The organism is Phycicoccus sp. HDW14 (assembly GCF_011383005.1).
Taxonomy (GTDB): domain Bacteria; phylum Actinomycetota; class Actinomycetes; order Actinomycetales; family Dermatophilaceae; genus Phycicoccus.
In genome coordinates this window covers 1,858,990-1,884,511 of record NZ_CP049935.1, presented here as the reverse complement: position 1 = coordinate 1,884,511, position 25,522 = coordinate 1,858,990, and the positions used below count along the sequence as shown (strand labels likewise).

Genomic DNA, 25,522 nt, shown 5'->3' with positions numbered 1-25,522 from the left:
AGGCTGCGCCCGTTGCCGAGCAGAAGGGGGCCGTCGTGGCTCGTCGTCGTGGGTGGGTCGCCGTCGTCGTGGGGGCGCTGGCCGTCGCACCGTTCGTGGGGGCCCTGCCGGCCGCCGAGGCCGCGGGAGCCGCGGCCAGCGCCATCGTCTCCACCGGCGGGTCGAGCGAGAGCGCCTGGGTCGACGACGACTCGAACTCCACGATGACCTGGGAGGGCCAGCGGAACGCCGTCTACCTCACGGGGACCCACGCCGACGGCAGCAACCCCAGCTACGCGTGGTTCTTCGTCCAGAACGGCGTGGCCGACCTGCCGACCTCCGGCGAGCACCCCGTCTCGGCCTCCGGGCCGCTCTCGCTGCTGTACAGCGAGGGGTCGTCGAGCAGCTGCCAGGTCGAGGGCACCGTGACCGTCCGTGAGCTGACCTTCGACGGGTCGGGCTCGCCGACGAGCCTCGCCGTCGACTGGACCGGTGACTGCGGCGGGTCACCGTCGGGTCAGGTGCGCGCCGGGTCGACGGTGCCCTACGGAGGCATCGACGTCGTGCCCACCGTCGAGTTCGGCACCGTCGTCATGGGCGAGATCGCCCCGGCGAAGTCGCTCGTCGTCACCGGGCACGGCAGCGAGGCCCCGGCCGTCACCTCCACCGAGGTCGGTGCGGAAGCCGGGCAGGAGCCGCAGTACGTGAAGGTCCACGCCGGCGACGGCTGCACCGGCCGCACCCTGGCCGACCACGAGACCTGCGCCGTGCAGCTGCGCCCTGCCTTCACCCGGGCCGACAACCGCAGCGGGTCCCACCCGTTCCTCGTGCACACCGCCGATGGGGCGACGAGCCGGACCCTCCTGCGCAACGACGGGTCGTGGATCTCCCAGCGCGGCCAGCTCACCCCGCTCAGCGGGCGCGTCATGGACACCCGCAAGGGCACGGGGGTCCGCAAGGGCGCCGTGGGACCGGGCCAGACGGTCACCCTGAAGGTCGCCGGGCGCGGCGTCATCCCGTCCTCGGGCACGGCGGCCGCGGTCCTCAACCTCACGGTCACCGGCTCCACCCGGGCGGGCCACGTCACGGCCTACCCCGCGGGCTCGACCCGTCCGACGGCCTCGAGCATCAACTTCCCCGCCGGCTGGACCGGTGCCAACCTCGTCACCGTCCCCCTCGGCAGCAACGGCTCCGTGTCGTTCTTCAACAACGCCGGCTCGGTGCACCTCGTCGCCGACCTCGTGGGTGTCTACGCCAAGGACAAGGTGGCGCCGCTCGGTCGCAACACCGACTTCTACCCGCACGACCCGACCCGCCTCTTCGACTCGCGCAGCGACTGGCGCGAGCGCCTCGGGCCCAACCAGTACTTCGGCGTGCGGGCCGACTACGGTGCCGCCACGAACGGGCGGGTCGAGGCCCTGGCCGTCAACATCACGGCGACGGGAACGACCGGGACCTCCTACCTCAGCGCGACGGACATCGAGCCGCAGTACGGGCCGCCCTCGACCTCGACGCTCAACTACACCAAGGGCCTGACGGCCGCGAACATGGCCGTCGTGCCCCGCGCCGCCTCGGGCTCGCCCGGGCTGGAGGTGCCGACCATCTGGATCGCCAACACGGGGTCGGCCAGCACGCACGTGATCGTCGACGTGGTCGGGTACTTCGCGCAGGAGCAGGAGGGCGACCTCGGTCTGCGCTTCCGGCCCCTGAAGCCGACCCGCGTCGTCGACACCCGCACCGACCTCGGGCTCACCTCGATCGGCACCAACGTGGTCAAGCGGGTGCAGGCCCCGACCTCGGTCGCCGGCCGGGAGACCTTCAGCCTCGTCGGCAACCTCACCGGTGTGACGCCGTCGTCGAACACCTACCTGACGTCGTGGGACGCCGGTCCGCGCCCGACGGCCAGCAACCTCAACCTCATGAAGGGCGTCACGCGCGCCAACTCGGCCTGGCCGGGGCTCGACACGGGCAACGGCTTCCGGCTGCACAACGCCGCCGGCACCCTCGGCGTCGTCATGGACGTCACCGGCAGCTTCGAGCGCTTCCCGCAGTACCCCGAGACGATCGCAGGGGAGCCGTTCCCGCCCGTGGCGCCCGGCGTGGCCCGCGAGAAGGCCGCGGCGGGCGGAGACGTCCGGGCCCCCAAGGCGTCGGGCGGTCGGGCACCGGCGGCGCACAGCTGGGTGCGCTGACCACGGCGTCAAGGTCGCGTCAGGGCGCCGTCAAGGTCGCGTCGGTGCCCTGACGCAGCGGGCGGCCGGTGCTGCGCTGGAGGCATGTCGCCGCGCCGTGACCTCACGTTCCTGCACGCCGCCGCCGTCGGTGGGCCGTTCGCCGTCGCCGCCCTCCTCGGGCTGGTCCGGGGGGTGGTCGACCGGGCGCCCGCCGCGCTCGTGCTCGTCCTCGCCGTCGTCGCGCTGGCCGCGGCCGGCGACCGCACCTCCGGGGTGCTCGCCGCCCTGAGCGCCGCAATCGGGTTCGACGTCTTCCTCACCGCGCCGTACCTCAGCCTGGCCATCTCCGACCCCGCGGACGTCGAGCTCGCGCTGGCGCTCGTGCTCGTCGGGCTGGCGGTCAGCGAGCTGGCGATCCGCGCCCGGCGCGAACGGGCCGACTCGGCGCGGCGCGAGGGCTACCTCTCCGGGGTCGCGGCCCTGCTCGACCTCCCGGAGGACACGTCGGGGGAGGCGCGGGGTCGGGCCCTGGCCGCGGCCGTCGGCGAGGTGGTGGGCGCCGACCGCTCGCGCTGGCACGCCGGGCCACCCGACCGGCGGGATGCCGAGGTGCTGCCGGACGGCTCGCTGTCGGTGGCCGGCGACCGTGGCGACCCCGCGCGCGACGGGCTGCCCACCGACCGCGTCACCGTCGTCTGCGCCCGGCGCGGTGAGGAGGTGGTCGGCCACGTGGCGCTCACCGCGGCCGGCCGGGTGGTGCGCCCGAGCCGGGAGCAGCTGCGGGTGGCCGCCCTCCTCGTGCGGGTCGCGGCCCCGGGGTCGTTGCGCTGAGAGCGAACCAGCGCGACGCGCCGCGCGGTGGGCTGTTCAATGGGTGCGACAGGACCGCCCGGCAGGTAGCGTCGGGGGCGTTGTCGAGCCGAGCTGGAGGACGTACCCGTGGCACGAGTCGGAGAGACCAGCGACCTGCTGAAGTGCTCCTTCTGCGGCAAGTCGCAGAAGCAGGTCAAGAAGCTCATCGCGGGCCCCGGGGTCTACATCTGCGACGAGTGCATCGACCTGTGCAACGAGATCATCGAGGAGGAGCTCGCCGAGTCCGGTGAGCTGGGCCTCGACGAGCTGCCCAAGCCGCGCGAGATCTTCGACTTCCTCGAGAACTACGTCGTGGGCCAGGACGTCGCGAAGAAGGCCCTGGCCGTCGCCGTCTACAACCACTACAAGCGCATCCAGGCCGGGGAGGCCGGCGCCTCCGCGAAGAAGGACGTCGAGCACGTCGACATCGCCAAGTCGAACATCCTGCTCATCGGCCCCACCGGCTGCGGCAAGACCTACCTCGCCCAGACCCTGGCCAAGATGCTCAACGTCCCCTTCGCCATCGCCGACGCCACGGCCCTCACCGAGGCCGGCTACGTCGGCGAGGACGTCGAGAACATCCTCCTCAAGCTCATCCAGGCCGCCGACTACGACGTCAAGAAGGCCGAGACGGGCATCATCTACATCGACGAGGTCGACAAGATCGCCCGCAAGTCCGAGAACCCGAGCATCACGCGCGACGTGTCGGGTGAGGGCGTGCAGCAGGCGCTGCTGAAGATCCTCGAGGGCACGACCGCGTCGGTCCCGCCGCAGGGCGGTCGCAAGCACCCGCACCAGGAGTTCATCCAGATCGACACGACGAACGTGCTGTTCATCGTCGGCGGGGCGTTCGCGGGCCTCGAGAAGCTCATCGAGTCACGCAACGGCAAGAAGGGCCTGGGCTTCGGTTCCGAGCTGCACACCCCGAAGGACCTCGCCGAGAGCATCCACGAGGTCATGCCCGAGGACCTCATGAAGTTCGGGCTCATCCCCGAGTTCATCGGCCGCCTGCCGGTCATCACCACCGTCTCGCCGCTCGACGTCGCCGCCCTCGTGCGCATCCTCACCGAGCCGCGCAACGCCCTCGTCAAGCAGTACCAGAAGATGTTCGAGATCGACGGCGTCGTCCTCGAGTTCAGCGAGGACGCCATCGAGGCCGTCGCCGAGCAGGCCCTGGCCCGCGGCACCGGCGCCCGCGGTCTGCGCGCGATCATGGAGGAGGTCCTCCTCCCGACGATGTTCGACGTCCCCAGCGACGAGGAGATCGCCAAGGTGCTCGTCACCCGCGACGTCGTCCTCAAGAACGTCAACCCGACCATCGTCCGGCACGACGCCGAGACCGGTCGCAAGCGCACGCCCCGCAAGCGCTCGGCCTGACGCCCGCGGGCCGCACCGGCGCGGGAACACTCCGGTGACCCGAGGTGGTGGCGTCCCGGCCGTCCGGCGGCGACGATGTGCAGGTGGCAACGACCTTCAGGCTCCGGGCCGGTGACACCGGCCCCGTGCAGCAGTCCCCGGTGACGTGCGGGTCGGCCTGCCTCACCGTCGCCCGGATGCTCGTCGACCCCGTCTTCGCGGGCTGGGTGCACACCGGCTCGCCGCAGCTCCCGGGCTCCCCGGAGGGCGGCACCCAGGCCGAGCGCTTCGCCGCCTACGAGCGGGTCGTCATGCGCCGCACCAACGGCCTCTTCGCGGGCGGGCACCGGCTCAACCTGCCGTGGCCGCGGGCCCTCGGCACGCCCCCGTGGGGCGCCCGGCGTGAGCTGGAGTTCGGGGCCGCGCGGCTCGGCACGACGTACACGGTCGAGGTGCTGCGCGGGGCGGACGAGTACGGCCTCGTCGAGGCCTTCGACACCCTCGTCCAGGTCGTCGCCGACGGTGAGCCGGCCCTGCTGTACATCGGCAACCGGCTGCTGCCCCGGCACGTCACCCTCGTCCTGCCCGGTGACGGTGACCGCACCCTCGACGTCTACGACCCCGCGACCGGGCGCGTCGACCACCTGCGCCGCGACACGGTCGTGCAGCACCGGCTGGGGCTCTCCGGGTGGGACGTGCCCTGGGTCGCGGTGCGCCCCACCGGGCTCCGGCGGGTCGAGGCCCGCCAGAGTGCGCCCAGCTTCGGCGCGGCGCCGGCCTGACCACGGGACGCGCGGTCGGCTCCGGCCCTAGTCTGTGCGCGTGCCGCTGCCCGAGGACACCGCTCCCGGCCGGGCCCTCGAGCTGGTCGAGGAGCTCGGACGGGTGGTCGTCACGTCCCCGCACGCGCAGTACTCCGTGACGACCGACCGCCGGCACGTCGTCCGGCACGCGATCGTCGGCGGGTTCGTCGGGTGGTGGGTCGGTGGGGCGCTGGCGCTGCTCGTCCCGTGGCCGTCCGGGCGGTGGGTGGTGGTGCTCGCCGTTCTCGTCGTCGGGGCCGCGCTGTGGGCCGGTCGCTTCCCGCCCGGAGCGCGCTGGTGGGTGCAGGTCGACCGGTACACGCCCGAGGAGGACGTCGGGGCACGCTGGCCTGGCACGGCGTGCGCCGGCGGGAGGAGCTGGGCCCGCTCGTCGACGAGGTCGTCGGGCGCATCCGCTCGGGCGACCTCGACGCGGAACCCGAACGGGACGGACTCGACCTCATCCGCCTCCGCTGGAGGGGATGACGCCCTCAGCCCGCTGGTTCGAGGTATTCGGCGCCCCTGAGCCGGTCGCCGAATACCTCGAACCAGCAGAGCAGCCCGGGGTCCCGGGCGTCAGGCGGTGGGCTTGGCGACCGGCACGAGCTCGAGGTCGCGGGTGGCGACCTCCTCGCCCTCGGCGTACTCGAGCGAGCCGGTGAGCCGGCCGGCGGCGCGCAGGTCGGCCTCGCCGGTGCGCACGTGCTCGAGCAGCCCGGCGGGCCCGACGAGGGTCGCCACCGGCACCTCGGCGCGCATCCCGACCTTGGCCTCCGACTTCGCCTTGCGCACGACGGCCAGGGCCGCACCGACGGCCGCGAGCACCGCGGGGTCGCCCCCGGCCGGCACCTCGTCGACGGTCGGCCAGGGCGCGCGGTGCACCGAGCCGGCGTCGTGCGTCCAGCTCCAGACCTCCTCGGTGACGAAGGGCAGCACGGGGGCGAAGAGGCGCAGGAGCACGTCGAGGACGATGCGCAGCGTCGCGCGGGCCGAGGCGGCGCCCTCCTCGCCGCGCGACCCGTACGCGCGGTCCTTGACCAGCTCGAGGTAGTCGTCGCAGAAGGTCCAGAAGAAGGACTCGGTGGCCTCGAGCGCGCGGGTGTGGTCCCAGGCCTCGAAGCCGGCGGTGGCCTTCTCGACGACCTCGCGCAGCCCGGCGAGCACCGAGAGGTCGAGCGGGTCGGTGACCTGCGCGGCGAGGTCGCCCTCGACCGACCCGAAGGACAGCGCGAACTTGCTGGCGTTGAGGACCTTGATGGCCAGCCGCCGGCCGACCTTGATCTGCCCGACGTCGTACGCGGCGTCGGTGCCCAGCCTGCCGCTGGCCGCCCAGTAGCGCACCGCATCGGCCGAGTGCTCCTTGAGGAGGTCCTCGGGGGTCACGACATTGCCGCGCGACTTGCTCATCTTCTTGCGGTCGGGGTCGAGGATCCAGCCGGAGATGGCGGCGTTCGTCCACGGCACCGAGCCGTGCTCGAAGTGGGCGCGCACGACCGTGGCGAACAGCCAGGTACGGATGATGTCGTGGGCCTGCGGGCGCACGTCCATCGGGAACACCTTGTCGAACAACGGTTCCGAGCCCTCGCCGCCGTCACGGCGACGCCAGCCGGCCGCGATCTGGGGGCTGAGCGACGAGGTCGCCCAGGTGTCGAGGATGTCGGGGTCGCCGACGAAGCCGCCCGACACGCCGCGCTGGTCCTCGGTGTACCCGGCCGGCGGGTTGGCCGCGGGGTCGACGGGCAGGTCGGCCTCGTCGGGGAGGATCGGGTGGTCGTGGTCGGGCTCGCCGTCGGCGTCGACGGGGTACCAGACCGGGATCGGCACACCGAAGAAGCGCTGGCGCGAGACGAGCCAGTCGCCGTTGAGGCCCTGCACCCAGTTCGCGTAGCGGTTGCGCATGAACCCGGGGTGGAAGTCGATCTCCTCGCCGCGGGCGATGAGCGCCGCGTTGAGGTCGGCCTCGCGGCCCCCGTTGCGGATGTACCACTGACGGGTCGTGACGATCTCGAGCGGCTTCTCGCCGCGCTCGTAGAAGTTGGCCTTGCGCTGGGTGGGCTTCGGTTCGCCGTCGAGGTCGCCGGACTCGCGCAGGGCGGTGACGACCGCCTCCCGCGCCGAGAACGCCGTCTTCCCGGCGAGGCCCTCGGCCCAGAGCGCCTCACCGCTCGAGCCCTCGAGCCACTCGGGCACCTCGGTCTGGAGCCGACCGCTGCGGGTGATGACCGAGCGGGTCGGCAGCCGCAGCTCGCGCCACCACAGCACGTCGGTGAGGTCGCCGAAGGTGCAGCACATGGCGATGCCCGCGCCCTTGTCCATCTCGGCCGCCGGGTGGGCCAGCACGGGCACCTCGACACCGAACAGCGGTGTGCGGACGGTGGACCCGAACAGCGGCTGGTAGCGCTCGTCGTCGGGGTGGGCGATGAGCGCGACGCAGCTGGGGATGAGCTCGGGGCGCGTGGTCTCGATGTGCACCGGGCCGTCGGCGCCGTGGAACGCGACCCGGTGGTACGCGCCGGGGTAGTCGCGGGCCTCGAGCTCGGCCTGCGCGACGGCGGTCTGGAAGGTCACGTCCCAGAGGCCCGGGGCCTCGGACTGGTAGGCCTCGCCGCGACGGACGTTGCGCAGGAAGGCCTGCTGCGAGGTCGCGCGCGAGTGGTCGTCGATGGTGCGGTAGCCGATCGACCAGTCGTAGCTGTGGCCGATGCGTCGGAACAGGGACTCGAAGGCCTCCTCGTCCTTGACGGTCAGCTCGTCGCACAGCTCGATGAAGTTCTGCCGCGAGATCGGCAGCTCGTCGGCGGCCTTGGTGCTCTTGGCGTCACCGCGGAACGGCGGCACGAAGTCGGGGTCGTGGTGCAGCGTGGCGTCGCCGCGCACCCCGTAGTAGTTCTGCACGCGCTTCTCGGTGGGCAGGCCGTTGTCGTCCCACCCGATGGGGTAGAAGACGTTGAAGCCAGCCATCCGCTTGTAGCGGGCCATGCAGTCGGTGTGCGTGTAGCTGAACACGTGCCCCATGTGCAGCGAGCCGCTGGCGGTCGGCGGCGGGGTGTCGATGGAGAACACGCCCGAGCGGTCACCGGCGAGGGCGGCCTCGCGGTCGAAGGCGTAGGTGCCCTGCTCCTGCCATACCGCGCCCCACTTCTCCTCCAGGCCGTCGAGGGACGGCCGGTCCGGGATGGCGGAGGCGGCGGTGGGGGAGGCGTGCTCGGTCATGCGCGCCATCCTCCCAGACGTGAGGAGGCCGCCTCACCCGGGTTCAGGCGGTACGGCGCCGGCGGGCCAGCCGCACGAGGGCCAGCCCGAGCAGCGCCGACGTGCCGCCCACCGCGACCCAGAGGACCTGCCGGCGGTCACCGGCCCGGGGGTCGACGACGACCGGCACGGCGAGCTGCCGGGTCGGCGCCTCGTCGGTGGGCCGGGGCGCGGCCCCGGGCAGCAGCGGGCCGGCCACGGCGTCGTCGAGCACGGCGGTGAGCGCCTCGACCGGCTGCACGACGCCCCAGCCGACGGTGTCGGTGCGCGCGTCGCGCCGGTCGCGCGCGGCCGTGACCTCGAGCCGGTGCGCCCACCGGTCCGGGCCCTCCGACGGGAAGCGCTGCGCGACGAGGGCGGCGGCGGCGCTGACGTACGCGGCGGCGTAGCTGGTCGAGCCGGCCTCGTCCCCGAGGTAGCAGTCACCCCAGGCGCCGAAGGTCGTCAGCACCTGCACCCCCGGGGCCGCGACGTCGACGTGCGACCCGGGCACCGAGCCCTTGGCGACGGTGTCGTCGTCGTCGGTCGCCGCCACGCCGAGGACGCCGGGGTAGGCGGCCGGGTAGCGGGGCGCGCGGACCGGTGCCTCGGTGGTGGAGTTGCCGGCCGACGCGACGACGAGCGCCCCCGGGAGCGGGCGTGGGCCACCGCCGCCCGCAGGCGGGGGTCGTCGCGGCCGGTGCTCAGCGACACGTTGACGACCTTCGCCCCCTGGTCGGCCGCCCAGCGGATGCCCTCGGCCAGGGTGCTGGCGTTGGTGTCCGGGCCCTCCTGCGAGGACGACTCGTCGGCCACCACCTTGACGGGCAGGAGGCGCGCCCGCGGGGCCAGGCCCTCGACCCCGGACGTGGGTGCCAGGCTGCGCGCCGCGATGATGCCGGCCACCGCCGTTCCGTGCAGCCGCCCGTCGGTGCGGGCCGACCCGCCGACGAAGCTGCGGCCGTCGAGGACGCTGCCGCCGGGAAGTGCTTGTTGCGGGCGATCCCGCTGTCGACGACGGCGACGGTGACCCCGGCGCCCCGGGCCAGGGTCCACGCCCGCTGGGCCGCGAAGCGGTTGAGGGCCGGCGGGGTGTCGGTGACCCACTGGGTGCGCCCCTCCTCGCACGGCTCGCCCGCGGCGCGCAGGCCGACCGGGGGAGCGGCGGCGGGGACGGCGACCGCCGGCCCCGCCGGGACGGTGAGCACCGTGGCGGCCAGCACCGGGACCGCGAGGGCGGCAGCCCAGCGCGGACGGCTCATGACGTGCCGGAGACGACGGTGCGGGCCGCCGCCGTGCCGAGCGCCGGTCCGGAGCGGAACATCTCGGTCCAGGCGACGGGCACGGGCACGACGTCGTCGGGTCGGTAGCCGAGCCGGGCCAGCACCTCGGTGTCGGCCGCGTCGATGGCGTAGGCGGTGGCGGTCTGGTCGACGGCGAGCACCGGGCCCTTGCCGAGCACCGTGCCCGACACCGCCCGCACGAGGGCGCCGCTGCCCGTGTCGACGGTGGTGCGGCCGCGCTGGGCCTCGGGCGGGTCCTTCGACACCGTGCCGAGCGAGACGACCGGCGGCGTGCCGGCGGCGGCCGTCAGCGTGGCGCAGGGCGTCGTCTCGAGGACCGTGGGCAGGACGGCGGGCCAGTCGCCGGGGCGGTGCGGGGCTGCTCGACGCGGAGCCGGGCGAACTGCGCGGCCTGGACCGGTACGTCCTGGGTCGAGGCGCCGGACCCGAGCCGGTACATCGCGAGGGCGACGTCGGGCAGCGGCTCGACGGTGCCGCGGGCGGTGACGAGGTAGTGCCGCCCGTCGGTCTGGACCCGCAGCACCGAGCCCACCGTGGCGCCGGCGGGCAGACCGGGCAGGGGCTTGCCGAGGTCGCTGACCGAGAGCGGCGCCAGGGCGCTGCCCTCGGGAAGAGGTTGAGCCAGGCCGCCGGAGCGGCCAGGGCCGGCCGGCCGTCGAGCCGCAGCGCGACCGAGACCGCGGACAGGTCGCGCGGCGCGACGGGGTAGCGCATCCCGTTGCCGACGACGAACACCTTGTCGCCGGAGCGGACGAGGACCGCGGCCGACTCGGCGGCCCGCGCCGCGGCGTTGGCGCCGATGACCGTCGAGACCTGTTGTCCCGCACCGAGGCACGAGATCCATCCGGAGTTGACGAGCCGGTCGCGCGGCGTCAGCGAGTCGGGGGCGCCGAGGATGCCGAGGGTCGGCCCGCGCTTGATGTCGGCGAGCTCCTCGTCGGGCACGGCGAGGACCTTGAACCGGTCGGCCTGGATGAGCAGGCGCGCGCTCGTCGTGTTGACGACCGGGTGCAGGACGCCCTTGACCGACACGTAGCGGGCGCCGCTGTCCTCCGCGATGACGAGGCGGTCGTTCTTCCAGTCGTCGGGCAGCGAGGAGCGCAGCCAGCCGAAGGCCAGGCTGCCGAGGACGAGGACGACGGTGAGCGCGAGACCGCCGACGACGGCGCGCAGCGGCCGGTCGGGCTCGACCTCGCGGCCGCCCGGGGCGCCGCTGACGAACGCGGTGGTCAGCCGCCGCTTGCTGAACGACTGGGCCTCGACGAGGTCCTTCTTCGTGGCCACGTCAGAGGATCCCGAGGGTCGCGGCGCCCAGCGGCAGGAGGGCGACGAGCACGACGCCGTCGAGCGCGTCGGCGATCCGGCCGAGGCGGACCCGGGTGCGCGGCGCGAGGACGGCGAGGGTGACGACGACGGCCCCGGTCGCCCCGAGCACGACGGCCAGCGCCGGGCGCCAGGTCGGGTGTGCGAGCGCGGCGACGACGGCGGCCAGGGCGAGCCCGAGCACGCCGGTGGACATCGCGAGGACGACGGCCGTGCGGGTGCGGCTGTGCCGGGTGCGCAGGAGGATCGCGACGCTGCCGGCGACGACGAGCAGCGTGCCCGCCATCCCCGAGGCGGCCAGCTGCGGCACCGTGAGGAGCGTGGCGCCACCGGACGCCAGCGCCACCGAGACCATGACGTCGTGGCCGCGGCCGACGAGGGCCCGCACGCGCTCGCGGTCGACCTCGGGGACATCGGCCTCGATCTCGGCCTCGGTGCGCGGCGGGTGGGTGGTGAGCCGGCTGGAGGACAGGCCGAGCCAGGGCAGCACGTTGCCGAGGACGACGGCGAGCACGAGGACGACCGCGCAGGCGGAGGTCATCGAGGCGCCGCCCACCCCGGTGGCGACCCCGAGCCCGGTGGCCGCCACCCCGACGACGGCCCCCGCGGCGAGGACCAGCCGGTGCCGGCCGACGGCCAGGGCCGCGAGCAGGCCGAGGACCGTGACCGAGGCGCCGACCCACATCAGGCCGCGACCCCACAGCGGGTCGCCGGGCGCGAGCGCGCTGCCGGCGACCGCCGCGTAGGCCAGGGCGGTGAGCCCGAGGGCCAGCGCGCCGCCGGCCTGGGCCCGGGCGTGCAGCACGGCCGCGGCCCCGACGAGGAGCAGCGCGACGGCCAGCGACACGGCGGCGACGAGGGCGCCGGAGCCGCGGGCGGTGAACAGCGCCCACGCCGCGCAGAGGAAGAAGACGGTGGCCGCCCCGACCGCGGTGCCGGCGCTGTGCCGGGCGGTCCACGGGGCGAACTGGGTCTCGACGACGTCGGCGACGGCCTCGACGACGTCGTCGTAGACCTTGTCGGTGCTGGGGTCGACGACCTCGAGGGAGAGCACGGTGCCGTCGGTGATGCCCTGCGCCGCGAGCGAGCGGTCGGGGTCGACGAGCATCCCGCCACCGGCGACGAGCCGGAAGCCGTGCGAGGCCTGCTCGGTGTCGAGGACGCCGAGCTCGCGGGCCAGCTCGGGGACGATCTCGACGACCGGGATGCCCCGGGCACACCGAGGTCCGCGCGGCGGGTCCCCGACGACACGGAGACGCGCACGAGCGACGCGGCGGCGCTGGTCTGGCTCACGGTTTCCGACTCTCCCCTCCGACGGCTTCCCGGCCGGTGCCGGTCCGACGGGCTCCGAGCATAGACGCGTGAGTATCGGGGAGTTCTCCCCATCGACCGGATCCGCATGGCACCGTAGTGTCCGGGGCAGGACGAGGGGCCGACACGGACCCGTCTGCAGGACACCAGCCCTTCAGGGGGACAGTGGAATCGACCGCGGCACGAACGTCGTCGCACGAAGGAAGGACACACCATGGGTGACCAGTTCAGGGCCGGCGCAGGCGTCGTCAAGGCCAGCGCCGACATCGTCTCGGTCGCACGGGGGGACCTGCGTACGCAGGTCAACAACCTCCGGACGCAGATGGAGGCCGTCAAGGCCCACTGGGAGGGCCAGGGCGCCTCCAGCTTCCAGCAGGTCAGCGAGGCCTGGAAGATCCAGACGCAGGACATCGTCGACGTGCTCGACACCTTCGAGGCCAACCTCACCGGGACGCAGCGTCAGTACGACGCCGACGACCAGGCGTCGGCCTCGAACCTCAGCAAGTACAGCAGCATGCTCGGCAACGGCTGAGCCACGGACCACGGACAAGGGGACTGACACCATGGGTGACGGAATCAAGGTCGGCGGCGCCGGCATCGACACGCTCGTCGACGAGATGCAGAAGGGCCTCACGAACATCGAGTCCCGGCTCGGCGACATGAAGAGCGACCTCAGCAAGTACGTCGAGCAGTGGGACGGTTCGGCCCGCGCGGCGTACTCGCAGGCCCAGGCCGACTGGGAGAAGCAGATCCAGGAGTGCAAGCAGCTCCTCCAGGACGTCCGCCAGGCGGTCATCACGTCCAAGGAGGACTACCTCGCCGGGGAGCTCCGCAACACGAACATGTGGGGCTGACGGCCGCACACCGCACGTCCCGTGCCGGCGCCCGGATCTCCGGGCGCCGGCACGTCGGGCGTCACCACCGGTGGACGCGAGGGGCGTCCACCCGGCAGACCGAGGAGGAGACACGGTGCCACGACTCGACGAGGGCGGCCCGGGGGGCGGCCCCATCCAGTACCCGCCGATCCTGCAGACGCTCGGGCTCGACTACGAGACCGACTGGACGGGGTCGACGCACGACGCGCTCAAGACGGTCGAGTACACCGTCACGACGGCGAACACGTTCGGCGACATCCCCGCCGCCCGGGACTTCGCGAGCGTCTACGTCGCCGCGTCCCACATCTACGAGGCCACGCTGCGCGGCATCCGCGACGACCTGACCGCCGCCGCGCAGGCGCTGTCCCAGGCCGGCGCCGAGATCCGCGAGCGCGACGAGGCCTCCGGCGACGCCTTCCAGACCCTCCAGGCGCGCTGGGGCGACGGCAGCGGGTCGGCCGCCGCGCAGCAGACCGAGCAGGCCGCCGACGACGCTGCCGCCCAGCAGGGCGCCGCGGCGCAGGTGAGCCTCCAGGACGGCGCCCCCACCGGCCAGGGCCCTGACGGCGCCACGGGCACCGACCCCGGTGTCGACACCGGCTCCGGCCCGGCTCCGTCGGGCACCCAGGACGGGGCAACGACCGACACCCCTCCGTCGAGCGGCATGGACGTCGGCTGATGTCCCGAGCCCGCCTCCGGCACACCGCCCTGGCCCTCGCCCTCGTGGCGGGGGTCGGCGGTGCCGCCGTCGTCCCCGCGGGAGCCCAGGCGGCGCCCCGGGCGGCGACGGGGCCGGTGCGGGCCGCGGACGCGCCCCTCCCGGGCGAGTGGTGGCGGTCGGCGATGGGCGTCGACGCGCTGAACCGCTCCGGCACCGGCAAGGGCGTCACCGTCGCGGTCATCGACGGCCCGATCGACCCCACCGTCCCCGAGCTGCGCGGCAAGGTCGTCTCCAGCCGCAGCTACTGCGAGACCCCCGGCGGGGCCACGGGCCGCCTCCTGTCACCGTCCGCGAAGGGCAAGGTCGCCGAGCACGCCACGAGCATGGCCTCGCTCATCGCCGGCACCGGCAAGGGCACCGGCCGGGGCGGCCGGGGCATCCTCGGCATCGCCCCCGACGTGAGGATCCGCCACTACGCCGTGCTCTACCGGGGCACCGACGGCGAGAACCAGTGCGTCATGCGTAAGGCGGGCGGCGACAACATCGACCAGGCGATCGCCGACGCGATGGCCCAGGCCGCCGAGGACGGCGCCGACGTCATCAGCATCAGCCTCATCGCCGGGTTCGACGAGGACATGATCGAGAGCCTCCTGGCCGCCTACCGCGGCGACGCGGTCGTCGTGGCGGGCACCCCGAACACGCGCACCGACCCGCAGTGGCCCGGCCTCGGCAACGGCGTCGTGCTCGTCAACAGCGTCGACCGGGCCGGCCGGATCCCCGACTTCGCCGTGCACAACAGCTCGTTCATCGGCCTCACCGCGCCGGGCAAGGACGTCATGGCGGGCAGCTACGACGGTTCCGGGTGGCACAGCGACACCGTCGTGTCCGGCTCCTCCATCGCGACGGCGCTGGTCAGCGGAGGCATCGCCGCGATGCGCTCGGCCCACCCCGACGCCGGTGCCGGTCAGGTGCTGCAGGCCGTCAAGGACACCGTCGGCCTGCGCCCGAAGAAGGGCGGCGGCTACGAGACGTGGTTCCGCCGCTCGGGCACCGACCTCCCGACGGTCAAGACGCCGAACGCCGCCTACGGCTGGGGCATCTTCGACCCCGCGGACGCCGTGCGGGTCGACCCCACGACGCTGCCGACGGACAACCCGTTCGTCCGCGACAACTCGGCCGCCGACCCGACGCGCGAGCAGATCGCCGCCGCCACCGGGTCGGGCAGCCCCTCGGCCTCGTCGTCGGCCACCCCCACGGCCTCGCCCACGGCCTCCTCACCCTCGGCGCAGGCGGCGGCCCCGGCCCGGACCGACGAGGGGTCCGGCACGCCCTGGCTCCCGATCGGCGTCGGCGTGCTCGTCCTGGTCCTCCTCGCGGCCGGCGGCGCGTACCTGCTCGGCCGGCGCGGCTCCAGCCCGTCCGCCGCGACGCCGGCCGGCGCACCGGGCCCGGAGGGCCCCACCGACTCCACCACGACCACGACCACGACGGACGGCGCCCTGGGCGCCGAGGGGAGGAAGCACTGATGGTCATTCCCGACGAGGGCCCCGGCTACCCGCCACTGCCCGGCGACGCAGGCCCGCACGAGACGACGCTCCACGACATCTACGGCTTCTCGGCGGTGCTCGTGCGGATGACGGCCGACGACTGGGGCACGACCTCCGACACGGTGAGCAACCTCGCCGCCGAGGTGCGCAGCGTCATGAGCAAGCTCAAGGGGGCCGACCGGCCGTGGCAGGGCCCGGCGGCCGACAGCGCCTACGCGACCCTGCAGACCCTCGCCTCGCAGCTCGACACGCGCGCCGAGGAGATCCGCGGCATCAAGCGCGGCCTCACGAAGGCGGCCGAGGCGGCCGACAACGCACGGCAGGCCTACCAGAACACCGTGCGCCCGATCTCGACCGACGTCGACCGCAGCTCCTACGAGAAGACCCAGGCGCGCCAGGGCAACCAGCCGGTGCCCGACGGCAAGGTCTTCGACCAGCAGGCCTACGACGCCGCCGTCGCCGCCCAGCGCGAGCAGCGCGAGCAGCAGGCCGCGGCCGTGCTCGCCGCGTTCCGGGGCGACATCACGGACGCCGCGAAGGAGATGCCCGTCGAGGCCCAGAAGGACGCGGTCACCATCACCCCGAGCAGCTCCGGCGGCGGTGGGGGCGGCGGTTCGAGGCCGCCGGGCGGTGGCCCGAGCGGTGGCGGCTACGTCGCGCCCACCGGTGGCGGCACGGGGGGCGGGAACACCACGACCCCGCCCCGACCACGGGCCCGACGGACTACCCGATCTGCACCGGCTACATCCCGCCGGAGGTCGAGCCGCCGGTCGTCATCGTCCCGGTCGATCCCGTCGACCCCGGGGTCGACCTCGACGGCGGCACCGTCGGCACGACGACGCCCACCGGCCCCGGCACCCCCGACTGGGCGGGCACGAGCCCGGGCGGCGGCGGCTCCACCGGGGGCGGCATCGGCGGGGGCACCGGTGCCGGCGCGGTCGGCGGCGGGATGCTCGCCGGCGGCGCCGCGATGCTCGGCAAGGGCATGCTCGGCAAGCTCGGTGGGGGCGCCCTGGGTGCTGGCGGCCGTGGTTCGCTCGTCGCCGGTGGCAGCACCGGGGCCGCGGGGCGCGGCGGTGTCGCCGGGCGCGGTGGCACGGCCGGTCGTGGCGGCATGGTCGCCGGCGGCCAGGGCTCGGCCGGGCGCGGCGGCGGTCGCGGCACCGGCGGCGTGCGCGGAGCCCGGGGAGCGGGGCGCTACGGCGTGCCGAAGCTCGGCGAGGGCTCGCGCGGCGGTCGCGCGGGCGTGGCCGCCGGGTCGGGTGCGGGCGGTCGGGGCGGCAAGAAGGACAAGGACGGTCGTCCCGAGGACGTCGACTTCCTCACCCACGAGGACGAGGAGACCTGGTTCGAGGGCGAGGACGACGCCACGCCGCCCGTGTGGCGCTGACCCGACCCCGACGACGCCTGCGGCGCCTCCCCTCAGCCCGAGGTGAGGCGCCGCAGCGCTTCCACGGCCCCGCGGCGAGCACGCCGAGCGGGAGCACCGTGACGACCGCGAGCGCCTCGAGCCGGTCGGCGGTGCGCGAGAGGCGGGTCGAGGCCCAGCCGCCCGCGATGGCCACCGCCGCGACGACGCCCACGACCCCGAGGAGCACGGCCACGCCCACGAGCGGCCAGCGCCACCCGCCGTCCCAGTCGACGAGCGCCACCGAGGTCGCGGCGGTGAGCGAGGCGGACGCGGCGAGCATCGCGTAGCGGGCCAGCCGGTCGCGCACGTGCCGGGACTGGTAGCCCAGGGCGACCGCGGCCCCGGCGAGGACGGTCCACCGGGCCCACGGCGCGACGGTGGACAGCGGCGGCGACAGGGCCAGGGCCCAGCCGGCGACGGCCGCGAGCAGGGACAGGTAGGCCGTGCCGACCGAGACCACCGACCGGGCCTGGGCCACGCGGTCGCGTACGTCGGGGCCGGTGACCCGGCGGCGCCGCGGCGCGTGCCGCTCGCGCACCGACCAGACCGTCGTCGAGAGGCGGTCGGTGTCGAGGAGCTGGGTGGGATCGACGTCGAGGCTGGCGCTCGGCAGCGCGCGGACCACGACGGGCGCGAGCCCGACGAGCACCGCCGCGGCGGCGGCCAGCGGCTGCCCGGTGAGCACCGTGAACGCGACGACGACCGCGACCCCCCCGAGGCACGCCGTGGCCGTGCGCTCGGCCCGGTCGGCGGGGGAGCCGTCGGAGGAGGCGAGCGCGAGGACCACCGCTCCGAGCGCCGCGGCGACGGTGACGGAGACGGCGACGCGCGACGGCGACTCGGCGAACGGGGCGGCGAGCCCGGCGGCGACGGCCAGGGCGGGGGCCCCGGCGAGCCGGACGACCGCGCCGCCCTCGCGGTGACGGGGCGTGAGGAGGGTGGCGGCCACCGCGGCCGCGAGCAGCAGGCCGGCCGCGGCCCAGCGGGCGGGGGTCGAGCCGAGCACGCCCGCGGCGTCGCCGGCCGGCACGGCGAGCGCGAGCACCCCGCCGACGACGCTGACCAGCGCGGTGCCGGCGACGAGGGCCGGCCCGACGTCGAGCCCGCGGCCGCCGCGACGACGCGGACGGCGGCCCCGCCGACGGCGCTCGGCGTGCAGCGCGGCCCGGCTGACCGTGGCCTCGCCGTCGTCGACCTCGTCGCGGCGCCGGGTGGAGTCGTCGACGAGGGAGACACCGGCGCGGTCGGGGGCCGCCGGCGCCCGCGAGCCCCCGGCCCACGACGGCCCGGCCGCGCGCCCACCCGGGGCGGAGGAGGAGCGGTCGAGGCTGACGACCTCGCGGTGGAGGCGGTGGGTCGTGGTGCGCACGACGGTGAGCACCGACCCGGCCGGCAGCTCCTCGCCGAGGCGGTCCTGGGGGCCGTAGACGTGGCCGGCAGCCGTGGCGACCGAGCTCGGGGCGGCACTCGAGGAGATGCCGAGGACGGACAGCACCTCGGTGACCCGGGTGCCCACGGGGACGACGAGGTCGTAGCGCCGCTCGTCCGCGACGAGGGTCAGCTGCTGCGTCGGCTCGGCCATGATCCCCTCCCCGTGTCGTGCTGGCCGCGAGGTGCGCCCAGTGCCCGCGAGGAACAGTATCCACGGGTAGCGTGGGCCCGTCCGGCAGCACGACGTGGGAGGGGACGGGAATGACGGTGGCCGCGCGCGGCGGCGCCCGCGAGAAGGCACCCGAGGTGCCGTCGGGGCGGATCGTCCTCCAGCCACCTCCGGAGATCACGCCGTCCGAGGGGCCAGCGGCCTGCTCATGCAGGCGGTCCCGATGCTCGGCTCGCTCGGCTCCATCGGCTTCGTCGCCCTGTCCCAGTCGGGGGCGCGGGCCTGGTTCACCGCCGGGATGTTCCTCGTCGCGAGCGTGGGGTTCGTCGCGGCGAGCGGCGTGCGCCAGCGCCAGCAGCACTCGGCCGGGGTCGTCGCCGCCCGCCGTGAGTACCTCGCCTACCTCGCCGAGGTCCGCGAGACCATCCGCGACGCCGCGTCCCGCCAGCGCGAGGCCGCCCTCTGGGACTACCCCGACCCCGGTGCCCTGCCCGTCATCGCCGCCGAGGGCAGCCGTGTCTGGGAGCGCCAGCCGTCCGACGGCGACTTCCTCCAGGTGCGGATGGGCACCACCGCGCAGCCGCTCTGCCTCGAGCTCGAGGCCCCCGAGACCGCCCCGCTCGCCCAGCTCGACCCCGTCGCCGCCTCCGGCCTGCACCGGCTGCTGTCCACCCACCGCGTCCAGCCCGGGCTCCCGGCGTCGGTCGCGCTGCGGGCCTGGCCGCACGTCGAGGTCACCGGCGACGCCGACACCGCCCGCTCGCTGGCCCGCTCGGTCGTCCTCCAGGCCGCGATGCAGCACGGCCCCGACGACCTCGTCGTCGCCGCGCTCGTCTCGCGCGAGGCCCGCGCGGAGTGGGAGTGGCTCAAGTGGCTGCCGCACGCGCTCAGCCCGCGCGAGCAGGACGCCGTCGGGCCGGTGCGGCTCGTCGGCGAGTCGGTGCACGACCTCCTGCCGCTGCTGCCCCAGGAGATCGTCGAGCGGCCGCGGTTCGGCCCCTCCGACCGGCCCTCCCTGCCGCACGTCCTCCTCGTCGTCGACGGCGGCCACGTGCCGCCGGGCAACCCGGTCGTCACCTCCGACGGCGTCCTCGGCGTCACCGTCCTCGACCTCCCCGAGCAGTGGGGCGAGCTCGACTCCTCGACCACGCTGCGCCTGGCGGTCGGGCAGCGTGCCGAGGGCGGCCCCCGCGTCGGCACCGCGCCGCTCGAGATCATCAGCCTGGCCCGCGGCGTCGCGCACGGGGTCGCCGACCAGGTCTCGACCACCCGCGCCGAGGCCGCCGCGCGCCGGCTCGCTCCGCGCTACACCGCCGACGAGCCCGAGGCGCGCGACGCCCTCTCGGCCTCCACCGAGCTCGTCGACCTGCTGGGTACCGGCGACGTCCGCGACTTCGACACCGACACCGCGTGGCGCGCCCGGCTCCAGCGCGACCGCCTCCGCGTCCCGATCGGCGTCGACGAGAAGGGACTTCCCGTCGCGCTCGACATCAAGGAGTCCGCCCAGCAGGGCATGGGCCCGCACGGCCTGGTCATCGGCGCCACCGGCTCGGGCAAGTCCGAGCTGCTGCGCACCCTCGTGCTCGCGCTCGCGATGACGCACTCGCCGGAGGCGCTGAACTTCGTCCTCGTCGACTTCAAGGGTGGTGCGACGTTCGCCGGGATGGCCGACATGCCGCACGTCTCGGCGGTCATCACCAACCTCGGCCAGGAGCTCACCCTCGTCGAGCGCATGCAGGACGCACTGCAGGGCGAGATGACCCGCCGCCAGGAGCTGCTGCGCTCGGCCGGCAACTTCGCCAACGTCACCGACTACGAGCGCGCCCGGGCCGGCGGTGCCGACCTCGAGCCGCTGCCCGCGCTGCTCATCGTCGCCGACGAGTTCTCCGAGCTGCTCGCCGCCAAGCCCGAGTTCGCCGACCTGTTCGTCGCCATCGGACGCCTCGGGCGCTCGCTCTCGATGCACCTGCTGCTCTCGTCGCAGCGCCTCGAGGAGGGGCGCCTGCGCGGGCTGGAGTCGCACCTGTCGTACCGCATCGGTCTGCGCACCTTCTCGGCCGGCGAGTCGCGCACGGTCATCGGCGTCCCCGACGCCTACGAGCTGCCGCCGGTCCCGGGCCTGGGCTACCTCAAGCCCGACCAGACCACGCTCACGAAGTTCAAGGCCGCCTACGTCTCCGGGCCGCCGAAGGGCCGTCGCCGGCGCGCGGCCGCCGAGCCGGGTGCGCCGAGCACGTCCACCGAGATCCTCCCGTTCACCCTGGCGCCGGTCACCGGTGGTCGCCGGGGCAGCGTCGAGCCGGTCGAGGTGGCCGCCGTCGAGACCGCCGAGGAGCGCGCCGTCTTCGACATCGCCGTGTCCCGGATGCGTGGCAAGGGCCGTCCGGCACACCAGGTCTGGCTCCCGCCGCTCGACGTGCCTCACTCGATGGACCAGCTCTTCCGCGACCTCGTCGCCGACCCCGAGCTGGGGCTCGTCAGCCGCTCGTGGCGCGACCGCGGCGACTACGTGCTACCGGTCGGCATCGTCGACCGCCCGCTCGAGCAGCGTCGCGAGCTGTACGTGCTGCGCCTCAGCGGGGCCGCCGGTCACGTCGCCGTCGTCGGCGGGCCGCGCTCCGGCCGCTCGACCTTCGCGCGCACCGTCGTCGCCGCCATCGCCCTGACGACGACCCCGCTCGAGAGCCAGGTCTACGTCCTCGACTTCGGGGGCGGCACCTTCACGCCGCTGGCCAAGCTGGCCCACGTCGCCGGCGTCGCCAACCGCAGCGAGCCCGAGGTCGTGCGCCGGCTCGTTGCCGAGATCCGCGGCATCGTCGACGCCCGGGAGTCCTACTTCCGCACCCACGGCATCGACTCCATCGAGACCTACCGGCGTCGCCGGGCCGAGGGCCGGGTCGACGACGGCTACGGCGACGTCTTCCTCGTCGTGGACGGCTGGCCCACCGTGCGCGCCGAGTTCGACGAGCTCGAGGGGCAGATCACCGAGCTCGCCGGTCGCGGCCTGACCTTCGGGGTCCACGTCGTCGTCACGACCTCGCGCTGGATGGACTTCCGCAACCAGATCCGCGACGTCCTCGGCACCCGCGTCGAGCTGCGGCTCGGCGACCCCACCGACTCCGAGGTCGACCGCAAGGTCGCGGCCAACGTGCCGAAGGGGCGGCCGGGGCGCGGCCTGACGATGACCAAGCACCACTTCCTCGGGGCCGTCCCGCGCATCGACGACCGGGGCAGTGTCGACGACCTCGGCGACGGGGTCGAGGACCTCGTCACCCGGGTCAACGCCGCGTGGCAGGGGCCCCGCGGCCCGAAGCTGCGGCTGCTCCCCGACGAGATCACCCTCGAGGCCGTCCGCGAGCTCGCCGGCCCGGACGACCGTCGGCTGCTGCTCGGGGTCGACGAGGCCAACCTCGCGCCCATCGGCCTCGACCTCGCCGAGGAGCCGCACCTCTACCTGCTCGGCGACGGCGACAGCGGCAAGACCGCGTTCCTGCGCACCGTCGCCCACGAGGTCGCCCGCCTGCACACGCCGGCCGAGGCGAGGCTGTTCGTCGTCGACTACCGGCGCGGCCTGCTTGGCGAGCTGCCCGAGGCCCACGTCGGGGAGTACCTGACCACCGAGGAGCAGACCGTCGCGGCCGTCGAGGGCATCGCCGACTTCCTCCGCAGCCGCCTGCCCGGCCCGGACGTCACCCCTGAGCAGCTGCGGTCGCGCTCGTGGTGGTCGGGGGCCGAGGTCTACTTCCTCGTCGACGACTACGACCTCGTCGTCACCTCGTCGGGCTCGCCGCTGCGTCCGCTCGTGCCGATGCTGGCCCAGGCCGGCGACGTGGGGCTGCACCTGGTCCTCACGCGGCGCACCGGTGGCGCCTCGCGCGCCCTGTTCGAGCCGGTGCTCCAGACCGTGCGCGACCTCGGTTCGCCGGGCGTCCTGCTCTCGGGCAGCGCCGACGAGGGGATGCTCATCGGCCGCGTCAAGGCCTCGGTGCAGCCGCCCGGGCGCGCCCGCATCATCTCGCGCGACCTCGGCGACCAGGTCTTCCAGACCGCGTGGCAGCCCCCGAGGCACGACTGACCTAGGCTGCGGGCATGGAGCCCGTGTACCGCCCCGTCATCCACGCGGCGAAGACGCTGTTCTTCCTGCAGGGCACTCGGCTGACGATCACCGGCGAGGAGCACGTGCCGCGCGTCGGTGGCGCGGTCATGGCGATCAACCACACGTCCTACCTCGACTTCATGTACGCCGGGCTGCCGGCCTGGCCGCACCGCCGCTACGTGCGGTTCATGGCCAAGAAGTCGATCTTCGCCCACCGGGTGTCCGGGCCGCTGATGCGCGGGATGGGCCACATCCCCGTCGACCGGCACCGGGGTGGGCAGGCCTTCAAGGACGCCATCCACGCGCTCAAGGGCGGCGAGATCGTCGGGGTCTTCCCGGAGGCGACGATGTCCCGCTCGTTCGAGCTCAAGGAGTTCAAGCCCGGCGCCGTGAAGATGGCCCAGGTGGCCGGCGTGCCGGTGCTGCCGACGACGATCTGGGGCGGGCAGCGGGTGTGGACCAAGGACCTGCCCAAGCACATGGGCCGGGCCAACATCCCCGTGATGATCGCGGTCGGTGAGCCGCTGGAGATCGGGCGACGCGAGAACGTCGAGGAGGCCACGGCGCGGGTCAAGGCCGCCATGCAGGCCCAGCTCGACGTGCAGCAGGCCGCCTACCCGACCCTCACCGGCGAGGACCTGCGCTGGGTGCCCGCCCGGCTCGGGGGCACGGCGCCGACGCCCGAGGCCGCCCACGAGGCCGACGAGTCCGACATGAAGCGCACCCGGGACAAGTTCACCGGCTGAGCGAGCGGTCGCTCCGGCGTCGCCCGAGACGGTTCCCGCCGCGCGAGCCTCCTGCAGGGGGCTCGGACGCGGCCAACCGACTCGCGTGCGTCAGGGCCCGGGGCCCGGGGTCAGGCGGTCGGCGTCAGGCGGGCGGGCCGAGCAGGCGGGCGGCCAGCGCCGCGACCTCCTCGTCGGAGACCTCGCGGGTCGCGACGTCGGCGAGCACGGCGGAGTACGCCGCGGTCGGGGCCTGGAGCTCGAGGGCGATGCCGTCGGGGTCGCGGAAGTTCAGGTGGTACCCGAGGGGCATGTCCTGCACCGGGGAGTGCTCGGCGCCGAGCTGGTCCATCCGCGCGGCCCACTCGACGAGCTCGTCGCGGTCGGCGGCGGCGAACCCGAGGTGGTCCAGCCCAGTCGTCAGCTCGGTGAACCGCTCGCCGCGGCCCTTCTCGTGCCGCACGAGGGCCAGGACGAAACCGGTGCCCTGGTGGATGCAGATGCGCGCGTACCCGACGTCGAGGATGCGCCGGAAGCCCAGCAGCCGTGTGTAGAAGCCCTCGCTCGCGTCGAGGTCGGTGACGCTGAGCGACACGTGGTTGAGCCCGGAGAACTGCGGCATGACCGCCACAGTGGTCGCGCCGGCCGTGCCGGTCAAGACCCCCCGTAGACAGGGCTCGCCGGCCGGAGTGGTGCTCGCGAGCCGCGTCGACCCGGTTCGCGACCGGCAGCACGGCTCGCGAGCCGGATCCCTCCGGTCCGCGCCGGTCAGACGGAGTGGCCGAGGTGGGCCAGCGCCTGGCGCAGCAGCACCCCGTGGCCGCGCTCCATCTCGGCCTGGACGCCGGGGTCGAGGGCCTGCGAGGGCGTGAGCCAGGTGAGGTCGAGCGCGTCGTTCTGGGGTGCGCAGTCGCCGGCGACGGGTACGACGTAGGCCAGCGACACCGCGTGCTGGCGGGGGTCGTGGAAGGGCGTCACGCCGGGCGTCGGGAAGTACTCGGCGACGGTGAACGGCTGGGGCGACGCGGGGATGCGGGGGAGGGCGACCGGCCCGAGGTCCTTCTCGATGTGCCGCAGCAGGGCGTCGCGCACCCGCTCGTGGTGCAGCACGCGGCCGGAGACCAGCTCGCGGCACACCTTCCCCTCGCCGTCGAGGCGCAGCAGCACACCGACGGCCGCGACCTCGCCCCGCTCGTCGACCCGCACGGGCACGGCGTCGACGTAGAGGATGGGCAGCTTCTCGCGCGCCGAGTCGAGCTCCTCGCGGCTCAGCCAGGCGGGGTCGCGGTCCAGCTCGAGGGGGTTCATGGAGGCGATTGTGCCAAGCGCGCGGTGTCGTCCGACGCCGGGCCCGCCGACCGGTCCCGGTCGCGCTGGTCCTCGAAGACGACGGGCGCCCCGAAGGCGGCGCGGCGGGCGGCGCGCCGCAGGGCGCCGAGCACCGGCCGCGCCGTGACGGTGACGAGGACGGCGTTGGTGACCGCCCGCCCGAGGTCCCAGCCGAGGCTCGTGGCGAGGCTGAAGACGACGAAGCGGTGGAGGTTCTCGGTGAGCGGGGCGCCGGCGACGAACGACAGCCCGCCGGACAGGCCGGTCGAGAACGGCCAGAACGAGAGGTTGAGCAGCATCCCGTAGGCGAGCCCGGCGACCGCGCCGTAGGCCGCGAGCATCGCCACCTCGAGCTTCCCGCGGGCCGGCGGCAGGAGCCCGGCCCCCCAGCCGACCCACGCCGCCCCGAGCATCTGGAACGGCAGCCACGGCCCGACGCCGCCGGTGATGAGTGCCGAGGCGAACAGCGTCACGGCGCCCTGCACGAAGCCGAAGCCCGCACCGAACACCCGTCCGCCGAGCACGAGGAGGAAGAACACCGTCTCCAGGCCCGCGGTGCCGGCGCCGAGCGGTCGCAGTGCCGCCCCGACGGCCGACAGGACCCCGAGCATCGCGACCGCCTTGACGTCCATCCCGCCCTCGGCGATCTCGGCGAGGACGACGGCCAGCAGCAGCGGCAGCACGAGGGCGAGGACGAGGGGGGCATCGGTCGAGTGGGCGAGCCCGGACCCCGGGGTGACGAGCAGCGGCCACCCGAAGGCGATGAGCCCGGCGACGCTGACCAGCGCCACGGCGGCCATCGACCGGGGCCGCAGCGCGACGGCGGCGGTGCGGCGGCCCTCGGCCACCGCGCCCACCGCGCTCACCGCGCCACCCCGCAGCGGCGGCGCGCACGTCGGCCACCGTGAGCCACGGCCCGGGCGCGAGCACCTTGGCGACCTGGGG

The 25,522-nt window shown here is 74.8% G+C and carries 21 protein-coding genes and 2 pseudogenes; 12 read left to right on the top strand and 11 right to left on the bottom strand.

The features are described 5' to 3' along the window. The first annotated feature begins 35 nt into the window (after positions 1-35). The 5 genes from G7075_RS09310 to G7075_RS09290 all read left to right on the top strand — a co-directional run bounded on the left by G7075_RS09310 (position 36) and on the right by G7075_RS09290 (position 5,690). Positions 36-2,171, top strand: coding sequence for a hypothetical protein (locus G7075_RS09310; RefSeq protein ID WP_166121277.1), 2,136 nt, complete (start codon positions 36-38; stop codon positions 2,169-2,171). Positions 2,172-2,255: 84 nt separating this feature from the next. Continuing rightward, positions 2,256-2,984, top strand: a complete 729-nt coding sequence (locus tag G7075_RS09305; protein ID WP_166121275.1) for a DUF4118 domain-containing protein — start codon at positions 2,256-2,258, stop codon at positions 2,982-2,984. 108 nt (positions 2,985-3,092) lie between these two features. Continuing rightward, the gene (gene clpX / locus G7075_RS09300; RefSeq protein WP_166121272.1) at positions 3,093-4,382 is read left to right on the top strand and encodes an ATP-dependent Clp protease ATP-binding subunit ClpX; all 1,290 of its coding nucleotides are present in this window, start codon (positions 3,093-3,095) and stop codon (positions 4,380-4,382) included. Between the two features lie 83 nt (positions 4,383-4,465). Continuing rightward, complete coding sequence (locus G7075_RS09295) at positions 4,466-5,143, top strand: hypothetical protein (RefSeq protein ID WP_166121269.1); 678 nt, start codon at positions 4,466-4,468, stop codon at positions 5,141-5,143. A 40-nt stretch (positions 5,144-5,183) separates the two neighbouring features. Continuing rightward, positions 5,184-5,690: a hypothetical protein gene (locus tag G7075_RS09290; protein WP_166121266.1), complete on the top strand. Its 507-nt coding sequence runs from the start codon at positions 5,184-5,186 to the stop codon at positions 5,688-5,690. Between the two features lie 50 nt (positions 5,691-5,740). Here G7075_RS09290 and valS read toward each other — a convergent pair whose 3' ends face one another. The 7 genes and pseudogenes from valS to G7075_RS20265 all read right to left on the bottom strand — a co-directional run bounded on the left by valS (position 5,741) and on the right by G7075_RS20265 (position 12,229). Beyond that, entirely contained in the window at positions 5,741-8,377 is a 2,637-nt protein-coding gene (valS, locus tag G7075_RS09285) for a valine--tRNA ligase (protein WP_166121263.1), read from the bottom strand. 43 nt (positions 8,378-8,420) lie between these two features. Beyond that, the gene (locus tag G7075_RS09280; protein ID WP_166124318.1) at positions 8,421-9,143 is read right to left on the bottom strand and encodes a S8 family serine peptidase; all 723 of its coding nucleotides are present in this window, start codon (positions 9,141-9,143) and stop codon (positions 8,421-8,423) included. After that, a pseudogene (locus G7075_RS22700) lies at positions 9,071-9,451 on the bottom strand (S8 family serine peptidase); the annotation flags it as partial. The gene G7075_RS09280 and the pseudogene G7075_RS22700, both read right to left, overlap by 73 nt. A gap of 202 nt (positions 9,452-9,653) precedes the next feature. After that, on the bottom strand, positions 9,654-9,944 hold the full coding sequence (locus G7075_RS21100; protein ID WP_240917997.1) for a type VII secretion protein EccB: 291 nt from the start codon (positions 9,942-9,944) through the stop codon (positions 9,654-9,656). 41 nt (positions 9,945-9,985) lie between these two features. Next, entirely contained in the window at positions 9,986-10,222 is a 237-nt protein-coding gene (locus G7075_RS21095) for a hypothetical protein (protein ID WP_240917996.1), read from the bottom strand. 71 nt (positions 10,223-10,293) lie between these two features. Next, a pseudogene (locus G7075_RS22695) lies at positions 10,294-10,983 on the bottom strand (type VII secretion protein EccB); the annotation flags it as partial. A 1-nt stretch (position 10,984) separates the two neighbouring features. Then, positions 10,985-12,229, bottom strand: coding sequence for an EsaB/YukD family protein (locus tag G7075_RS20265; protein WP_256378068.1), 1,245 nt, complete (start codon positions 12,227-12,229; stop codon positions 10,985-10,987). Between the two features lie 318 nt (positions 12,230-12,547). On the opposite strand from G7075_RS20265, the gene G7075_RS09265 reads away from it, so the two are divergent. From G7075_RS09265 to G7075_RS09245, 5 genes are all read left to right on the top strand, one after another. Next, entirely contained in the window at positions 12,548-12,865 is a 318-nt protein-coding gene (locus G7075_RS09265; RefSeq protein ID WP_166121259.1) for a WXG100 family type VII secretion target, read from the top strand. 31 nt (positions 12,866-12,896) lie between these two features. Beyond that, the gene (locus G7075_RS09260) at positions 12,897-13,187 is read left to right on the top strand and encodes a WXG100 family type VII secretion target (protein WP_166121256.1); all 291 of its coding nucleotides are present in this window, start codon (positions 12,897-12,899) and stop codon (positions 13,185-13,187) included. 115 nt (positions 13,188-13,302) lie between these two features. Beyond that, positions 13,303-13,887 carry a hypothetical protein gene (locus G7075_RS09255; RefSeq protein WP_166121254.1) on the top strand — a complete coding sequence of 195 codons (585 nt, stop codon included), beginning with the start codon at positions 13,303-13,305 and terminating at the stop codon, positions 13,885-13,887. Then, complete coding sequence (locus G7075_RS09250; protein WP_166121251.1) at positions 13,887-15,395, top strand: S8 family serine peptidase; 1,509 nt, start codon at positions 13,887-13,889, stop codon at positions 15,393-15,395. The genes G7075_RS09255 and G7075_RS09250 overlap by 1 nt, the downstream gene beginning before the upstream one ends. Further along, complete coding sequence (locus tag G7075_RS09245; RefSeq protein ID WP_166121248.1) at positions 15,395-16,852, top strand: hypothetical protein; 1,458 nt, start codon at positions 15,395-15,397, stop codon at positions 16,850-16,852. Before G7075_RS09250 ends, G7075_RS09245 begins: the two co-directional genes overlap by 1 nt. Here G7075_RS09245 and G7075_RS09240 read toward each other — a convergent pair. After that, complete coding sequence (locus G7075_RS09240) at positions 16,739-18,409, bottom strand: hypothetical protein (protein WP_166121245.1); 1,671 nt, start codon at positions 18,407-18,409, stop codon at positions 16,739-16,741. The two genes, G7075_RS09245 and G7075_RS09240, sit on opposite strands and share 114 nt — an antisense overlap. Before the next feature lie 226 nt (positions 18,410-18,635). On the opposite strand from G7075_RS09240, the gene eccCa reads away from it, so the two are divergent. Then, the gene (gene eccCa / locus G7075_RS09235; RefSeq protein WP_166121242.1) at positions 18,636-22,502 is read left to right on the top strand and encodes a type VII secretion protein EccCa; all 3,867 of its coding nucleotides are present in this window, start codon (positions 18,636-18,638) and stop codon (positions 22,500-22,502) included. Positions 22,503-22,516: 14 nt separating this feature from the next. Beyond that, positions 22,517-23,269: a 1-acyl-sn-glycerol-3-phosphate acyltransferase gene (locus G7075_RS09230; protein WP_166121239.1), complete on the top strand. Its 753-nt coding sequence runs from the start codon at positions 22,517-22,519 to the stop codon at positions 23,267-23,269. 124 nt (positions 23,270-23,393) lie between these two features. Here G7075_RS09230 and G7075_RS09225 read toward each other — a convergent pair whose 3' ends face one another. From G7075_RS09225 to G7075_RS09215, 3 genes are all read right to left on the bottom strand, one after another. Then, entirely contained in the window at positions 23,394-23,870 is a 477-nt protein-coding gene (locus tag G7075_RS09225; RefSeq protein WP_166121237.1) for a VOC family protein, read from the bottom strand. Positions 23,871-24,016: 146 nt separating this feature from the next. Beyond that, positions 24,017-24,556, bottom strand: coding sequence for an NUDIX hydrolase family protein (locus G7075_RS09220; protein ID WP_166124317.1), 540 nt, complete (start codon positions 24,554-24,556; stop codon positions 24,017-24,019). Then, the gene (locus G7075_RS09215) at positions 24,553-25,377 is read right to left on the bottom strand and encodes an ECF transporter S component (protein WP_166121234.1); all 825 of its coding nucleotides are present in this window, start codon (positions 25,375-25,377) and stop codon (positions 24,553-24,555) included. Before G7075_RS09215 ends, G7075_RS09220 begins: the two co-directional genes overlap by 4 nt. Positions 25,378-25,522: the final 145 nt, after the last annotated feature.

What these genes read in the sequence shown, in the direction of transcription:
- G7075_RS09305 (WP_166121275.1), top strand. Translation starts at nt 2,256, where the DNA reads ATGTCGCCGCGCCGTGACCTCACGTTCCTGCACGCCGCCGCCGTCGGT.
- valS (WP_166121263.1), bottom strand. Translation starts at nt 8,377, where the DNA reads ATGACCGAGCACGCCTCCCCCACCGCCGCCTCCGCCATCCCGGACCGG.
- G7075_RS09265 (WP_166121259.1), top strand. Translation starts at nt 12,548, where the DNA reads ATGGGTGACCAGTTCAGGGCCGGCGCAGGCGTCGTCAAGGCCAGCGCC.
- G7075_RS09260 (WP_166121256.1), top strand. Translation starts at nt 12,897, where the DNA reads ATGGGTGACGGAATCAAGGTCGGCGGCGCCGGCATCGACACGCTCGTC.
- G7075_RS09250 (WP_166121251.1), top strand. Translation starts at nt 13,887, where the DNA reads ATGTCCCGAGCCCGCCTCCGGCACACCGCCCTGGCCCTCGCCCTCGTG.
- G7075_RS09245 (WP_166121248.1), top strand. Translation starts at nt 15,395, where the DNA reads ATGGTCATTCCCGACGAGGGCCCCGGCTACCCGCCACTGCCCGGCGAC.
- G7075_RS09240 (WP_166121245.1), bottom strand. Translation starts at nt 18,409, where the DNA reads ATGGCCGAGCCGACGCAGCAGCTGACCCTCGTCGCGGACGAGCGGCGC.
- eccCa (WP_166121242.1), top strand. Translation starts at nt 18,636, where the DNA reads ATGCAGGCGGTCCCGATGCTCGGCTCGCTCGGCTCCATCGGCTTCGTC.
- G7075_RS09230 (WP_166121239.1), top strand. Translation starts at nt 22,517, where the DNA reads ATGGAGCCCGTGTACCGCCCCGTCATCCACGCGGCGAAGACGCTGTTC.
- G7075_RS09225 (WP_166121237.1), bottom strand. Translation starts at nt 23,870, where the DNA reads ATGCCGCAGTTCTCCGGGCTCAACCACGTGTCGCTCAGCGTCACCGAC.
- G7075_RS09220 (WP_166124317.1), bottom strand. Translation starts at nt 24,556, where the DNA reads ATGAACCCCCTCGAGCTGGACCGCGACCCCGCCTGGCTGAGCCGCGAG.
- G7075_RS09215 (WP_166121234.1), bottom strand. Translation starts at nt 25,377, where the DNA reads ATGGCCGCCGTGGCGCTGGTCAGCGTCGCCGGGCTCATCGCCTTCGGG.